The organism is Acinetobacter sp. ASP199 (assembly GCF_022700675.1).
Lineage (GTDB): Bacteria > Pseudomonadota > Gammaproteobacteria > Pseudomonadales > Moraxellaceae > Acinetobacter.
Window position 1 is genome coordinate 405,200 of sequence record NZ_CP062182.1, and the last position, 14,627, is coordinate 419,826.

Sequence of the window (14,627 nt, forward strand, 5' to 3'; positions counted from 1 at the left end):
TAAAAAATATCTTTTTAAGTATAAATGAAGCACATACAAGGAAGGTTTTTGAGTGGGTCAGCTAACAGATGCATCGGTTGTACTGCGATTAGGCTACCAGGCGATACGTCGTGCGGGTTTGCCAACCGAAGAATTGCTTACTAAAGCAGGAGTCGCCTTAAACCAGGTTGAAGCCAATGACCGTACCCCGTTGAGTGCACAGTATGCATTCTGGGTCGCGGCAGAAGAGGTCAGCAAGGACCCTGATATCGGCTTACATTTGGGTGAGCACCTGCCACTTTACCGTGGTCAGGTCATTGAGCATTTGTTTATTTCATCAGAAAACTTTGGTGAGGGACTAAAACGTGCCTTGGCTTACCAGCGTCTCATCAGTGATGCCTTCCATGCCCAACTGGTCGTTGAAGATGACCGCTGCTATTTGACCAATGGTGAGCAGCCTTTTGCCGAGAACATTGTCAATCGCCATTTTACTGAATGTGCCATATCTGGTGTGCTGCGTTTCTTTAAGTTTATTACTGAAGGACGTTTTGAGCCGATCTATATCGACTTCAATTTTTCCAAAGGTGCAACTGATGATGAATACTTCCGTGTCTATGAATGTCCAGTAAGTTTGGGACAGAAAGAAACGCGTCTTTATTTTGATCCGAGTATTCTTGAATATCCGCTTTGGCAGGCAGAACCGGAATTACTCCAGCTGCATGAGCAGTTAGCAATTGAAAAGCTGCAAGAGCTGGCACGTTATGATCTGGTGGGTGAAGTGCGCCGTGCGATTGGTTCGACCTTAGAAAGTGGTGAAACGACGCTGGAAACGGTGGCAGCACAGCTGAATATTACCCCCCGCCGTTTGCGTACCCAGCTGAGTGAAGCCAATACCAGTTTTCAGCAAATTCTGTCGGATTATCGTTGCCGACTAGCAAAGCGTCTGCTGGCCGGAACCGCTGAAAGCGTGGAACGAATTGTATATCTGACAGGTTTCTCTGAACCAAGTACGTTCTATCGTGCTTTTAAACGCTGGACCAATGAAACCCCAGTAGAATATAGAAAGCGCAAGCAGCGTTAAATTACCTCCCTAAGTCCCTCCTAAAAGGAGGGATTTTTTCATTCCTGTACTTTTGCAGGGATGTAGTTCCCCTCTATCAGGAGGGGTTAGGGGAGGTTAAAATTTTAAAAAAGAAATTATCCCGGCATGTTTAACCAATGTGGCCCTAAGGGAACTTTTGGTAAATTAAATTGCTCAGGATAATGTGCCTGAATAAAGTAGAGTCCATCTGGTGGTGCAGTCACACCTGCCGCTTTGCGGTCTTCTGCAGCAAAGATGGCATCAATCTGATCGATATCATACATACCCTGACCAATTTCCAGCAAACAGCCCATAATATTGCGCACCATATGATGCAGGAAACCATCTGCCTGAATGTCCAGGACCAGATAATGACCATGCCGTAACAGACGACAGTGATGCACATGGCGTACAGGTTGATTGGATTGGCAGGCAGAGGCACGGAAACTTTCGAAATTATGTGTGCCTTCAAACTTTGTCGCCGCCTGAATCATCTTGTCGACATCTAGGTCGTAATGGATATGGGTGACCTGTTTATGGAGTAGCGCAGAACGTACAGGGTGATTGTAGACGACATAACGATAACGACGGGCTTGAGCTTTAAAACGGGCATGGAAATCCATGTCCATTTCCCGAATCCACTGAATTGCAATATCTTTAGGTAGCTGGCTATTACAGCCACGTAGCCAGCCATATTCGGAGCGATCAGCAGAGGTATCAAAGTGAGCGACCATATTGGTGGCATGCACGCCGGCATCAGTTCGACCTGCACCATGCAGGATAATGGTTTCATTGGCGACTTTAGACAGAACCTTTTCAATCGTTTCCTGCACGCTTGCTACGCCGGGCTGTTGGGTTTGCCAACCTCTGTAGTGTGCTCCACTAAATTCAATACCGACTGCAAAACGCTGCATATTCACCTCAAGATTCAACTAATCGGACCAATGGCGATGCCATTGCTCTACGCTCTCGTATTGTAAATACATTTTCAGGGCTTTTGCATATAGATCGGCATGGCCATAGGCATCATTGAGTAAAATCCGGCAATCCTGTACCCATTCTGCAATGGCATAGCGCTGGTCTGTGCTCCCGAAAGGTACCTGTGTAGTCAGAATTACAGCACAGCCAGCATTATAGAAATCATCAAAGAGCTGGATGAGATCAGGATTAACTGCAAGATTGCCTGTGCCAAAGCCCTGCAGAATCAGGAAGTCTGGAGGTGAGGCTAATAATTGCTTAAGGTTGTGAAGCTGCTGATCTAGCCCAACAGGCTGCATCATTACACTCATACAATTAAATTGCTGTGCTTTGAGCAAATCCTGCGGGTTGATTATATGTGTGTATGATTGCGGGGGAATCTTTACTTCTGCATCTATGCCAGCAAAAGCCTTGAGTTCAGTGGTATGTTGTTTTAATGCTGTTCTGCCATGAACCAGTTCCTGATTAAATGCCAGGTAAACGCCCATCTCGACCTGCTGTACAGAATCTAGAGCCAAGCATAGGTTTTCCAAAGCATCGCTGAATTCGCGTGGCTGCTGACCTGCTGCATTCAGTAATGGATACTGGCTACCGGTTAAAACCACATAGGCAGATTGTCCTAAGAGATGAGCCAGCACAGCGCAGGCATAGCTCATGGTGTCTGTGCCATGAATAACGACAAAGTGCTGATAATCTTGAGCTTGCAGTTGCTGGATAAACTGGATTAAGGCCAGCCAGTCGGGAGCAGTACATGCACTACTGTCCTTAATGACAGGGGCGCAGAAGCACTCTACCGAATGTGTGTCTTCATGCAATAATTCTTTTAATTTTATAAAAAAAGATTCAGCAGGCATAGGAGCAAGTGGATCGCCAACGCATCCAAATGTGCCTCCCATATAAATCAATGCAATATTTTTCATCATAAAAAAAGCAGCCATAGTGACTGCTTTAGTGTAGAACGAATTTACTTAAGAAGCGATTCGATTCAGTAATTGATCAACATGGGTACGTTGTTGTGGACTATAGTCTGCTTCCTTTTCTGTCAGGATTTCACGTGCAGCATCATATGCACCCAATTGAATATACTGTTCCGCCAATTCCAGATTTAATACCACTTCATCAGTTTCCTTTAATTCAGGGAAGGATTGAATCAGTGGATCATTTTGATTAGCGGTTGAAGTAGCGGGCGCAGATGGAATATCAAAACTGATTGCAGCACTGGCTGGTTTTTCAGGAGCGGCATCCAGTTTAAAGTCTAATTCTGAGACAGCAGATACTGCTGGATTTATAGGTTCATTTGTAGTTAAACCTGATAAATCAAACTCTGGTGCTGCGATTTCTGGTTGAGTATCTGGAGTTGAAGTTGTATCTACCGAGAAAGAAAAATCGAGAGGTTGAACTGATTCTGCAGCAGGTACTGGTGTCACTTCTGATGTTTCTGAGCTGCCTAAGTCAAGCTTAAAGTCCATAACCGGTGCGGCAGTTTCAGGCTCGGCAGCAGCTGCGACTCCAGTTTCAGTTTTTGTTGAGTTATCTAAGTCAAAGCTAAAGTTTAGTGCAGGTGTGGCAGTATCCGATATTGTCGTCGGTGCCGGCTCAGATGCTGCAGGAGCGTCAGAGAAGTTGAACTCTAAACCTGTAGACGCTGGCAGATCCTGGGTTGCATCACTTGCTGGTTTAGTCGGAGTTGACTCAAAATTAAATTCCAGCGGCTGGATATGATTCTGTGATGGCGCCGGCTCAAATGCAGTTTTTTGAGGCTTATTTTCTTGCTGCAGTTCATCAAAAGCTAAAGCATTGACTATTGGGCTGTGGGTTGAAGAAAGCTCTTCAAAAGCTGCATTGTTGTCTACAGGTGTTGCCTCAGTTGCTGATGAACCAGAACTTAACTGAGCAGAAGGAATGTCAATTGTATCTTTGGTCGACGTAGATGAATTTTCAAAGTCTGCTTTTTTGGTTTCTGCTTGTGCAAGAAAGTCTGCCTTTTTAGTTTCGGCCTGTGCAAGGATGTTATCCAAACCGAGTGAACGAACATGATTGATCAGCTGGGAAATGGCAAACTCATCTTTCTGCTGAATATGGATATCTATGAGCAACAGATACAGTTCTTGCTGACGATTGTCTTTCTTCAGCGCCTGATTGATTTGTGCTTCAGCAGCAAAGAAATTTCCCTCACTGATCAGGCGTTCAATTTTTTTACGCAGATCTGCTGAAAGCGCAACAGCTTCCTGTGGTTTGGCTGCAACTTCTTCAACCACCCGGGTTTTTGCGGGGGTAGCTTGTGCTGAAGTTGTGGTTTTTCTTGCCTTAGCTGTGTTTGCCTTTGGTTTATCTGACCCTTGAGCATCCTGACGTTTTTTGACTACGATCAGAACGATGATCAATAAAATTAGTGGAATCACATAAATCAGCATGATAAGTACCCCTTAGAGATAGAGGGCTCCATATAACCACTCATCCCTGTAAATCGATGTATGTAATGATTAGTTAATTGGCTTTTTTATCTGCCCGTTGTGCTTTGAGCTGCTGTTGCAACCGGGCAAGACGTGCATTTAATAATTGAATTCTCTGATCCTTCTGATTAAGCGCCAATTCTAATTCAGTTACGTTTCTCTGTAATTTAACGGTTTTTTCTCGGACTGTCATAACTTTTAATGACAACTCTTTCGAAGTTTGACGGTCTAATGTGTTTTGATTTGCAGAAAGTTGCTCAGATTCTTTCTGGTTCTCAGCAACCAGGCTCATTTCAGCCTGATTTAAACGATATTTGGTGGTGCCTTTGGCCTTGTTCTGAACCTGTGCAAGCTCAGAGGTTTTGACTGTAATCGGCTGTTTTTGTGCTGGTGCAATATTCAGATTCAGTGTTGCACCACGCTTCAGGCGATTCGCATCTCCGCCAATAAAAGCCTGTTCATTATTGCTTTTAATTTGCTGCATCACTTCACCGACACCGCGGTTTTGTTCCTGCGCAATACGTGCAGCAATTTTCCAGAGTGATTCATTGGATTGAACCACGTAGGTTGCTTTTGCAGTAGATACTGGGCTCGCTTGAGGGGGCTGTTGTGTTTGAGCGGCAGCTGCTTGATTTGGTTGTTTAGGCGTATCTTTCTGCTGTTTTGCTACCTGTTCTTCGGCATATTTTTTAACTAATGGATCGCTCGAGTTAGATTGTGGGGCGGCAGCAGGATAGGTGGTCACTGGCTTTTGATTTTGCACTTTTTGAGCGGGTACATTATTCGGCTGTACAACAGGAGCCGCAGAAGCAACTTCTGCTACCTGAGTTTCTGCTTGAGCTGTGGTGACCGGATTGTTTTGAATATTATTTGAGGTCAGAGGCTTTTGTTGAATAGCGGGTATTGCAGGTTCAGCGATTGGTGTTGGTATCGTCAAAGTACTTGTGACGGGACGCGTATTTTCAGCTTTAACAGGTTCTTCAACCTTGACCGGTACTTTAACAGCAGGAGTGGTTATCGACGCTGTCTGAGGAATAGAGTTTGGCGATAATGGCGGTGGAGCAAGACGCTGTACAGTCAATGGTTTTTCCATTGTCTTGGTATTCGCTGTTGGAGTCTTGTATTGAGTACTGACAGGTAAATTTAAACCAATCTCTTTTTCATTTACCACGACCACTGGGGTTAATGGGCGTTCATTTGCGCTGATTGAAGCTTTAAGCAGGTCTGTTTTAGGTTTAAGCGTAGTCTTGATATGTTGTAGGCGTGCTGCATTGCCTTCTTTAACCTTAACTACAAAATTCAGGTCATTTTGAGTGATCGGGCGTGAAGAGGTAATGGTAATTACACCAGTTCCATTGCTGCTACGACGGGTGAAAAAGTTCAGGTGACCGGGAGGCTGATGTGTAGTGCCAAGAGTCATTAAATCTTCTGGTGTAGCCAGACTGACCTCAAGCGGCATATTGATATCTGACTGGCGGAAATTCATTTCCGCATAAAGTAGTTCCCCGGGTGCCGATTGAACCTGAACTGGCTCAACCGTGATTGCAAAAACAGGTTGTGCAATCATCATGGCTAAAGTCGCAATTTTGAATTTTTTATATACAGTCATCTTAATTCTAGGCTCAGCATCGGTCATATTACATTCAGTATGAATCGATGATTGGGATGTCTATGTTTGTTCAACTATTTTCTTGATAGTGACACAAAAAAGCCGATCAATAAAGATCGGCTTTTAGATTGATTATAATTGCTTAATTAAGCATTTTTATAATCGATCAGAATGCGGAGCATACGGCGTAAAGGCTCAGCAGCACCCCAAAGTAACTGGTCACCTACCGTGAATGCACCGAGGTATTCTTTACCCATGTTCATTTTACGTAGACGGCCGACTGGAACAGTCAGTGTACCAGTGACTGCGACAGGCGTCAGATCAGTCATTGATGCTTCACGTGTATTTGGTACCACTTTTGCCCATTGGCTAGACTGACGGATCATATCTTCGATTTCATTCAAAGGTACGTCACGTTTTAGCTTCAAGGTAATCGCCTGAGAATGACAGCGCATTGCACCGATACGCACACAGTGGCCATCAATTGGAACGATCTGCTGGTTACCCAAGATCTTGTTAGTTTCAACCTGACCTTTCCATTCTTCTTTCGACTGACCGCTTTCCAGCTGCTTGTCGATATACGGAATCAGGGAACCAGCGAGCGGTACACCAAAGTTTGTAGACGGGAAGCCTTCACCACGTTGTAATGCAGCAATTTTAGAATCGATGTCCAAAATTGGAGAGCGTGGATCATCTAGCAAGTCTTTGGTATTGTTATACAGGTAACCCATGCCTGTGATCAGCTCACGCATGTTTTGTGCACCGGCACCAGATGCTGCCTGGTAAGTCATCGAAGTTGCCCATTCCACCAGATTGTTCTGGAAGAGAGAACCTAGACCCATCAGCATCAGGGAAACTGTACAGTTACCGCCAACGAAAGTTTTAGTACCTTTTACTAGACCGTCTTTGATCACGTTCAGGTTAACCGGGTCAAGTACAATGATTGCTTCATCATCCATACGTAAAGTAGATGCAGCATCAATCCAGTAACCATTCCAGCCTTCAGCTTTCAGCTTAGGGAAAACTGCAGTGGTGTAATCGCCACCTTGACAGGTAATAATGACATCCATTTGCTTCAGACTATCAATGTCTGTCGCATCCATAAGTGCTGGGGCAGTTTTACCACCAAATGCTGGTGCTTCACCACCTGCATTACTGGTAGAGAAATAGAATGGCTCAAAATGAGCAAAATCATTCTCTTCAACCATACGTTGCATGAGGACGGAACCAACCATCCCGCGCCAACCGACCAGACCTACTTTCATGTCACTTTGCCTCGGTGCGTTAAAAAATAAAAGGGGGTTCGAGTGTACCAAAAAGGGACTCAACTGCAATAGCTACACAATAGAAACATCAATAATATTGAGCGGAATATCTTGTTTATGTTACATACAAAATTGATAACGCAGATTTTCTTGTAGAAAAAATAAAAACATAGCAAAGAGTCACTTTATGATTTTGTTTATTCAGATATTGTCAGGGCTGGTCATCTGGCTCAGTTTCTGGTCCCTGATTCCTCGTGATGAATGGTGGATCCGTGGCGCCGATTTCCCGCGACTACAAATTCTGATCATTGGCTTCATTGCGCTCGGACTCTATATATTTTGGGAGCATTCCTGGACGCTGACAGACCAAATTATTTTTGTGGGACTGCTCGCTGCACAAGCCTACCAGTTGAAGATGGTCTTGCCTTATACCTTTATCTGGAAAAAACAGGTGAAGAAAGTCAAACAGCAGCAACTGGATCCGAGCAGGCAAATCTCTTTGCTTGTTTCAAACGTCCTCATGACCAATGAAAAATATCACCTGCTGCTGGAACAGATTCAACGTTTAAATCCCGATCTGGTACTGACTCTGGAAACTAATTCAGAATGGCAGAAACAACTTTCAGTGATTGAAGCGGATTATCCCTACCGTGTACCAGTGCCGTTAGAGAACCTGTATGGAATGCATCTCTACAGTAAATTAAAACTCAGCGATACCGAGGTGAAATTTATTCTGAGTAATGAAATTCCTTCAATTCATACCACAGTCACTTTACGCTCTGGCCATCCAGTTCAGTTATATTGCCTACATCCAAAACCGCCAAGTCCAACAGAAGCCAAGGACTCGAAACTACGTGATGCTGAATTGCTGATCGTTGGTGATCAAATCAAAGATCTGGATGAAAGCTGTATTGTGATGGGTGATCTGAATGATGTCGCCTGGTCACGTACCACTCGTTTGTTTCAGCGTATTAGTGGTTTACTCGACCCACGTGTCGGACGCCGTTATATCAATACCTTTCATGCGGATTATCCGATGTTTCGCTGGTCACTTGATCATGTTTTTCACAGCACTGACTTTGCTTTAGTCCATATGGAACGTTTACCACATGTGGGATCAGATCATTTCCCGGTGTTTGTAATTCTGCAAACCGGACGAGTCTTTGATCATGTACAAGAAGAACTGGAACAGACTAAAGAAGATGAGCAGGAAGCTGAGGAAGCGATACAAGAAGGTATTGAAAAAGCTGAGAAAGAAGAAAAAATAGTCACGGATGAAATTGCTCAAACCTACAAAAATGGCTAAAAAGAGTGATGGTTTTATCGGAAAAGTGTACGAAATGGCTTACACAGATTGCGGTCCTAAACGATATTCATTCTTAAGTGATTTCGATATTCTGATTACATCAGCACAGGGAGTCGAGAAGGGAATTTCTCATAAGGAAGACGAAGCTGAATGAAGACATCATGGACATGATGATGAAATGGAAATCACAAAAAACCAAGAATTAAAATGTTGAAAGCACAACCTCATTAACCCGGGTTTTTACAGGATGTAGAGCCCGGGTTAAATTATTTTATCGCTTTAATTTTTCTTTATATTTATTTGATTATTAAAATAATTTGTCGAACTAAAATAATTCTTTGGAAAGTTGATATGCAACTTGTTATTTCTGACAGTGATTCAGTCCAGGAATCCGAAATTCTTGAACTGTATTGTGCCAATCAATGGTCTGCGGCCGAAAAACCGCAACTGCTTTTAGAAGCCTTGAACCATTCCCATAGTCTTGTAACTGCACGTATTGATGGTCGATTGGTAGGACTCGGCAATGCCATTTCTGATGGCTATCTGGTGGTGTATTTCCCACATTTATTGGTTCATCCAGAATTACAAGGGCAGGGCATCGGCCGCCGAATTGTGCAAACCCTGCTAGAGCGTTATGCAGGATTTCATCAGAAAATTTTAGTCGCTGACCAGCATGCCACCGGCTTTTATCAAGCTTTAGGCTTTAGTCCTGCTGGACAGACTGAAGCCATGTGGATTTATCAAGGAACAGATCATTGATCTATTATTCAAGCACTCATTAATTTAATGAACACTTAATAGATCTCTTTCATAAATCAAAAAATGATCGTTATATTCATATTTAAATGGATATTGAAAGTTCCTTCTCCCTCTGGGATGAGAAGTGTTACTTCGCAAGAGGATGAAGGGGTTTCTTAGAAAAAACCTCTCCCTGAGGAGCATGCTCCGCAAGTCTCCTACAAGGAGAGGGAATTTCCTTTGCAATGATTCAAAAATGATTTATGAAAGAACTCTAATAAATCGAATCATAACCCTGTGGACGGGTCTTAAAACGGCGGTGAAACCACATATATTGCGTTGGGGCGATCCGTAACTGCCGTTCAATAATCTGATTGACGCGAGTCGCATCATCCAGTTCATCTGTGCTTGGCAGGTTTTCAACGGGTGGCTCAATCAGTACATGATATTTCGGGTTTTTAATGTCGCCGTGACGGTAGAAATATAGTGGAATCGCAGCAGCTTTGGTCATTTTTAATAAACGACGGTGTGCGGTCACAGTGGCAGCAGGAACACCAAAAAACGGGGCCATCACGCCTTGTTTTAGACCAAAATCCTGGTCCGGACTATACCAGATCGCATGTCCATTTTTCAGGTTACGTACCAGACCACGCATATCATCATGATCAATCTGGTTGGCATAAATGGTGGCGCGGCAACGGTAGATCAGCATGTCGAGCAGGGGATTGTTCTGCGGACGATAGACCACATCCGGTTCAAAATATTGGGCACATAAATAACCACCAGCATCTAGCAGGGTAGAGTGAGTACCCAGCAATAACGCCCCTTTACCTTCAGCTTGTGCCTGCTGGATATATTCCAGACCTTCAATAGTCACACGGCCTTTAAACCACTTGGGTGTGTACCAGGCATTTAGTGTTTCAAATACACCGAGCATCTGGTCAATAAAGACCTGACGGGCATTTTCCTGCACCTCTTGTGCAGACCACTCTGGAAAACACACCTCCAGATTGCGCACTGTGGTTTCACGGCGAGATTTTAAATATTTAAAACTCAGACTTCCCAGTAAAGACGCCAGGCGGTGCTGAATCGCCCAAGGTAAAATCGCCAGAATCATCAGGAATACAATGCCAATCCAGATGCCCCAATACTGTGGAGACAGGAAGGCCCATTGAAATTCACCGGGTTGGTAATCTGGCTTTTTACTCATAATCTGCTATTTAAACCTAAAGATATCTGCAGTGTAGCAGAAGAGCTTTTTGAAACAAAAAAGTGTAAAAAAAAGCATCTGTACGAATACAGATGCTTAGCATTCAAGAGGGAAGAAAATTAACCTTTGGTCATATTTTCCAGCTCATCCCAACGTTCCATTTTTTCCAGTAAAATTTCATCAATTTCACCTAAACGTTCAGATGCCTTGGTCGCTGCTGCTGCATCTTTCACAAACCATGAACCATCTGCCAGTTTTTCAGAAAGTTCAGCCTGTTCACTTTCCAGTGCTTCAATTTCTGCAGGCAATTGTTCAAGTTCACGTTGATCTTTATAGCTGAGTTTTACCTTTTTTGGCGCAGGAGCAGCGGTTGCTGCAGCTTTGGCAGCGGCTTTTTTAACAGCAGATTTTTGATCGACCACAGTCTGATTTGGACGCTGCTCTAAATAATCCTGATAACCACCAATGTATTCGTCGATGTTACCTTTACCATCAAATACCCAGGTCGAGGTTACAACGTTGTCCATAAAGGCACGGTCATGCGAGATCAGCAGTAAAGTACCTTTATAACCACTCAACATTTCCTCTAAAAGCTCCAGCGTCACCATATCCAGGTCATTGGTTGGTTCGTCCATCACAATCAGGTTCGATGGTTTGAGTAACAGTTTTGCAAGCAAAATACGGTTACGCTCACCACCTGAAAGTGCTTTCACTGGCGTACGGGCGCGTTCAGGCGAGAACAGGAAATCTTGTAAATAACTATAGATATGGCGGCGCTGACCATTCACATCGACATGATCCGAACCTTCTGCCACGTTATCTTTTACCGATTTTTCCAGATCCAGTACGTTACGTAACTGGTCAAAGTATGCAACTTCTAGCTGGGTCCCGGTTTTTACCGTACCACCGTGCTCAAGCTGGCCCAGAATCGCTTTAATCAGCGTGGTTTTACCCACACCGTTATCACCGACCAGACCAATGCGGTCGCCGCGAAGAACAAGTGCTGAAAAATCATTGATAATCGGTGCATTGTCACCAAATTTCACGCTGAGATGTTCAATCTCAAATACCACTTTACCAGAGCGTTGAGCATCCTGAGTTGCCATGCTCACTTTGCCTTGTTGTGAGCGGCGTGCTTTAGATTCTTCACGTAATGCTTTTAAGGCACGGACACGGCCTTCATTACGGGTACGACGTGCTTTAATGCCCTGACGAATCCACACTTCTTCTTCAGCAAGACGCTTGTCAAACAGCGCATTCTGCTTTTCTTCTGCTTCCATTTGCTGTGCTTTAAGCTCCAGATAACGTGAATAGTTACCTTCATAGCTACGTAAAACACCACGATCCAGTTCAACAATACGGGTAGCAATGCTGTCCACGAATGAACGGTCATGCGAAATAAACAGGAGGGTTAAATTATTTTGATCGAGCAGGAATTTCTCTAACCATTCAATACTTTCAACGTCCAGATGGTTGGTCGGTTCGTCAAGTAGAAGTACGTCTGGTTGGGTCAGCAGGGCACGAGCCAGCAGTACACGACGCTTACGACCACCGGATAAATCGGCAAGGTCTGCCTCCGGATCCAGGCCCATTTTACTCAGGATAGAATTCACCTTGGTTTCTAAAGCCCAGCCATCCAGTTGATCCATCTTGTGCTGTAGTGAACCCATGCGGTCGCAGGCCTCCATATCGCCGAGTACACAGGCTTCACTGGCTTCATGATAGGCACGTAAAACTTCTGACGCTTCACCTGCACCATCCGCCACGATATCCGCTACTTTGCCGGAATCCATCGGTACGTCTTGGGCCAACATGGAAATTGTGATGCCATTTTGTAAGGAAACTTCACCACCGTCAGGTAACAGGCTTCCTTCAATCAGTTTAAGTAAGGTAGACTTACCTTCACCATTACGGCCAATCAAACACACTCGTTCACCGCGTTCTAAATTAAAGTTAGCGCCGTCGAGCAGTGCAGGTCCGCCAAACGCGAGTTGGACGTCCCTTAGGGTAATATATGCCATAATGGTTTCCTGAAATCCTATGATGAGGACTTAAAATGACTAAACAACAAAATCTAAATGATCAGGCGTCATTTTCCGCACCCATTGAAGATTTGCAAGTCCGAATTGCATTTTTGGACGATTTAGTTGAACAGTTGAATCAGCAGGTGACCAGGCAGAATCTGGAAATCATCGATCTCCAGAAGCAAATGAAGCTGTTATATCAACGTGTTGAGTCAGCAGACTTGTCTGAAGGGATTGCAGAATTTGACCCGATTATTGATCGACCACCACACTATTAATTATGTAATTGGTCGTGTAGAAAACCCTCCATTGTGAGGGTTTTCGCTTTAATGCACCTCTGGTTCGTTCCAGCACAGTCTTCTTTGCCAGTAAAAATATCCATGCTGAAAATAATTTGACCTTTTTCACGCTTACCCCTCTAATAGCGCTTCCAGGTTTTGCTTAGATTGGTGTTCCATGTCACAGAAAGTTGTTTTACTCGATCTTGAAAATAATTTCCCGACTGCCAGTCTATTGCGTGATATCACCAAGCATTATCCAACCTTGTACCTGTTTAGCTGTGCTGGCAAGTTTGAATTTGAACTGGAAGATCTGACTGAGCTGGCGGGATGGATTGCCAGTGGGCAAGTGGTTATTCTGGACATTCCTGAAGCTGAACACCGCGAGTATGAATATGCGGTAATTGTCGGGCAGTTGATGGCACTGCTGGAGCCGGATACGCATGTAGAACTGATTTCAGCCATGGACAGCAGTGAAATGCTCATGCAAATGCTGATCGCATCTGACATTCACTGTAGCCTGATTCGGGTACAGGCAGAACCGGAACAGGATAAAAAAGCTAATCCAAAATTCAAGATTCCAAGTCTTGACACTATTCAGCAAAAACCCGCTTTACAGCTGGTCAAAAAATATTGTGATGCACTGGCAAAAATGCCGGGTAAGCCAACTACCTTAGAAAGTCTGAAAAATTCAGTAGCGAATATATTGCAAGTGCTGCCAAGTAAAGCCCAGCATGTCGTCGGAATGCTGATTAACCTCAAGATTGTGAAACGCTATGAGGATCAGATAGCTTTCCGTAAAAAGGTATTAAAACAATGGTCACAACTGGATCTGTCTGCTGCACCAAGCACACCGCTTGATCTGAGCCAGGCCATTGCTGAATTGACTCCGGAAGAGCCACAAGAAGTTATTCAAGAGCAATCTACTATTCAGTCTGCACAGCAGGGGCTATTCAAGAACTTTGCCCGCATTGATCCGGTACAGATAGAAGTGGCACGCAAGCTGCGTGAACTGCAAGGTGACAAGCCTAAAGATATTTATGAACTGCGAGATTTGCTGGAACAGTTATTTCCAAAATCCGATGTGCGTTTGTTACTCAAGGAGCTGCTAGAGAAAGGCTATATTTACTGGAATGGTCACGAAATTCTCTACAGCCATGAGATGTTCCTGAATTAATTTTGTCGCGCAAACTTGCGTTTTATATTGAGCTTATGCAACTCTAATAATAGAACATAAAGGTTGAGCTATGGAAAATACAGGAATCTGGGTTGCTGTCGTCATCATTGTATTTGTACTGGGATCTATTTTTGGTCTGCGTGTCAGCCCAAGAGAAAAAGCCCTAGGGATGATGCGTGAGAAAGCCCGCAAGATGGGATTGCACCCACGTCTGGTCGTGGCTCCTGACTGGACGAAAGTGCCGATGGCCACTGAAAAGCGTGCCAGTATGGTGGCTTATTATAGTGTGCTGATTCCAGACGCACGCATGCCGCTGATGCGTGCCCGTGTAGTAGATCAAAAGCTTGAGCTGGTACAAGGTGATGACAAATTTAAAGATTTTCCCATTGCATTAAAAGGCATTTATGCTATTGATATGCAGGCAAACTGTGTTGGACTGTATTGGGATGAAGAAGCTGATCTAAAAGCAGCCCAGCTCGATGACATCAAGGCACTATTACATTCCTTGGCTGAACTTTAATTTTTTAGA

13 protein-coding genes are annotated in these 14,627 nt (G+C 44.1%); 6 read left to right on the forward strand and 7 right to left on the reverse strand.

Going from position 1 to position 14,627, the window contains the following annotated elements; genetic code table 11:
- The first annotated feature begins 52 nt into the window (after positions 1 to 52).
- The gene (locus IHE35_RS01895; RefSeq protein ID WP_242788877.1) at positions 53 to 1,060 is read left to right on the forward strand and encodes an AraC family transcriptional regulator; all 1,008 of its coding nucleotides are present in this window, start codon (positions 53 to 55) and stop codon (positions 1,058 to 1,060) included.
- 116 nt (positions 1,061 to 1,176) lie between these two features.
- Here the strand turns inward: IHE35_RS01895 and truA are convergent, their stop codons facing one another.
- The 5 genes from truA to asd all read right to left on the reverse strand — a co-directional run bounded on the left by truA (position 1,177) and on the right by asd (position 7,365).
- Positions 1,177 to 1,974, reverse strand: a complete 798-nt coding sequence (truA, locus tag IHE35_RS01900; protein WP_242788879.1) for a tRNA pseudouridine(38-40) synthase TruA — start codon at positions 1,972 to 1,974, stop codon at positions 1,177 to 1,179.
- Positions 1,975 to 1,992: 18 nt separating this feature from the next.
- Positions 1,993 to 2,976: an asparaginase domain-containing protein gene (locus tag IHE35_RS01905; RefSeq protein ID WP_242788880.1), complete on the reverse strand. Its 984-nt coding sequence runs from the start codon at positions 2,974 to 2,976 to the stop codon at positions 1,993 to 1,995.
- 30 nt (positions 2,977 to 3,006) lie between these two features.
- A complete protein-coding gene (locus IHE35_RS01910; RefSeq protein ID WP_242788881.1) occupies positions 3,007 to 4,452 on the reverse strand; it encodes a hypothetical protein in 1,446 nt (481 codons plus the stop codon).
- A 73-nt stretch (positions 4,453 to 4,525) separates the two neighbouring features.
- Complete coding sequence (locus IHE35_RS01915) at positions 4,526 to 6,127, reverse strand: hypothetical protein (RefSeq protein ID WP_242788882.1); 1,602 nt, start codon at positions 6,125 to 6,127, stop codon at positions 4,526 to 4,528.
- A gap of 119 nt (positions 6,128 to 6,246) precedes the next feature.
- Positions 6,247 to 7,365: an aspartate-semialdehyde dehydrogenase gene (gene asd, locus IHE35_RS01920; RefSeq protein ID WP_163172239.1), complete on the reverse strand. Its 1,119-nt coding sequence runs from the start codon at positions 7,363 to 7,365 to the stop codon at positions 6,247 to 6,249.
- A gap of 190 nt (positions 7,366 to 7,555) precedes the next feature.
- Between asd and IHE35_RS01925 the strand changes: the two genes are divergently transcribed.
- A complete protein-coding gene (locus IHE35_RS01925) occupies positions 7,556 to 8,671 on the forward strand; it encodes an endonuclease/exonuclease/phosphatase family protein (protein ID WP_171522381.1) in 1,116 nt (371 codons plus the stop codon).
- A 351-nt stretch (positions 8,672 to 9,022) separates the two neighbouring features.
- The gene (locus IHE35_RS01930; protein ID WP_163172234.1) at positions 9,023 to 9,430 is read left to right on the forward strand and encodes a GNAT family N-acetyltransferase; all 408 of its coding nucleotides are present in this window, start codon (positions 9,023 to 9,025) and stop codon (positions 9,428 to 9,430) included.
- A 253-nt stretch (positions 9,431 to 9,683) separates the two neighbouring features.
- On the opposite strand, the gene IHE35_RS01935 is transcribed toward IHE35_RS01930, so the two are convergent.
- Positions 9,684 to 10,619, reverse strand: a complete 936-nt coding sequence (locus tag IHE35_RS01935; protein WP_163172232.1) for a lauroyl acyltransferase — start codon at positions 10,617 to 10,619, stop codon at positions 9,684 to 9,686.
- 119 nt (positions 10,620 to 10,738) lie between these two features.
- Complete coding sequence (locus IHE35_RS01940) at positions 10,739 to 12,640, reverse strand: ATP-binding cassette domain-containing protein (protein WP_163172230.1); 1,902 nt, start codon at positions 12,638 to 12,640, stop codon at positions 10,739 to 10,741.
- 35 nt (positions 12,641 to 12,675) lie between these two features.
- Here IHE35_RS01940 and IHE35_RS01945 point away from each other — a divergent pair, with 35 nt between their 5' ends.
- The 3 genes from IHE35_RS01945 (at position 12,676) to IHE35_RS01955 (ending at position 14,618) form a co-directional block, all read left to right on the forward strand.
- Positions 12,676 to 12,921: a SlyX family protein gene (locus IHE35_RS01945; RefSeq protein ID WP_163172228.1), complete on the forward strand. Its 246-nt coding sequence runs from the start codon at positions 12,676 to 12,678 to the stop codon at positions 12,919 to 12,921.
- Positions 12,922 to 13,099: 178 nt separating this feature from the next.
- Positions 13,100 to 14,098 carry a hypothetical protein gene (locus tag IHE35_RS01950; protein ID WP_163172226.1) on the forward strand — a complete coding sequence of 333 codons (999 nt, stop codon included), beginning with the start codon at positions 13,100 to 13,102 and terminating at the stop codon, positions 14,096 to 14,098.
- A 70-nt stretch (positions 14,099 to 14,168) separates the two neighbouring features.
- A complete protein-coding gene (locus IHE35_RS01955; RefSeq protein ID WP_163172224.1) occupies positions 14,169 to 14,618 on the forward strand; it encodes an ammonium transporter in 450 nt (149 codons plus the stop codon).
- Positions 14,619 to 14,627: the final 9 nt, after the last annotated feature.

Coding starts and splice junctions, on each gene's coding strand:
- truA (WP_242788879.1), bottom strand. CDS start 1,974: ATGCAGCGTTTTGCAGTCGGTATTGAATTTAGTGGAGCACACTACAGA.
- IHE35_RS01905 (WP_242788880.1), bottom strand. CDS start 2,976: ATGGCTGCTTTTTTTATGATGAAAAATATTGCATTGATTTATATGGGA.
- IHE35_RS01910 (WP_242788881.1), bottom strand. CDS start 4,452: ATGCTGATTTATGTGATTCCACTAATTTTATTGATCATCGTTCTGATC.
- IHE35_RS01915 (WP_242788882.1), bottom strand. CDS start 6,127: ATGACCGATGCTGAGCCTAGAATTAAGATGACTGTATATAAAAAATTC.
- asd (WP_163172239.1), bottom strand. CDS start 7,365: ATGAAAGTAGGTCTGGTCGGTTGGCGCGGGATGGTTGGTTCCGTCCTC.
- IHE35_RS01930 (WP_163172234.1), top strand. CDS start 9,023: ATGCAACTTGTTATTTCTGACAGTGATTCAGTCCAGGAATCCGAAATT.
- IHE35_RS01935 (WP_163172232.1), bottom strand. CDS start 10,619: ATGAGTAAAAAGCCAGATTACCAACCCGGTGAATTTCAATGGGCCTTC.
- IHE35_RS01940 (WP_163172230.1), bottom strand. CDS start 12,640: ATGGCATATATTACCCTAAGGGACGTCCAACTCGCGTTTGGCGGACCT.
- IHE35_RS01945 (WP_163172228.1), top strand. CDS start 12,676: ATGACTAAACAACAAAATCTAAATGATCAGGCGTCATTTTCCGCACCC.
- IHE35_RS01950 (WP_163172226.1), top strand. CDS start 13,100: ATGTCACAGAAAGTTGTTTTACTCGATCTTGAAAATAATTTCCCGACT.
- IHE35_RS01955 (WP_163172224.1), top strand. CDS start 14,169: ATGGAAAATACAGGAATCTGGGTTGCTGTCGTCATCATTGTATTTGTA.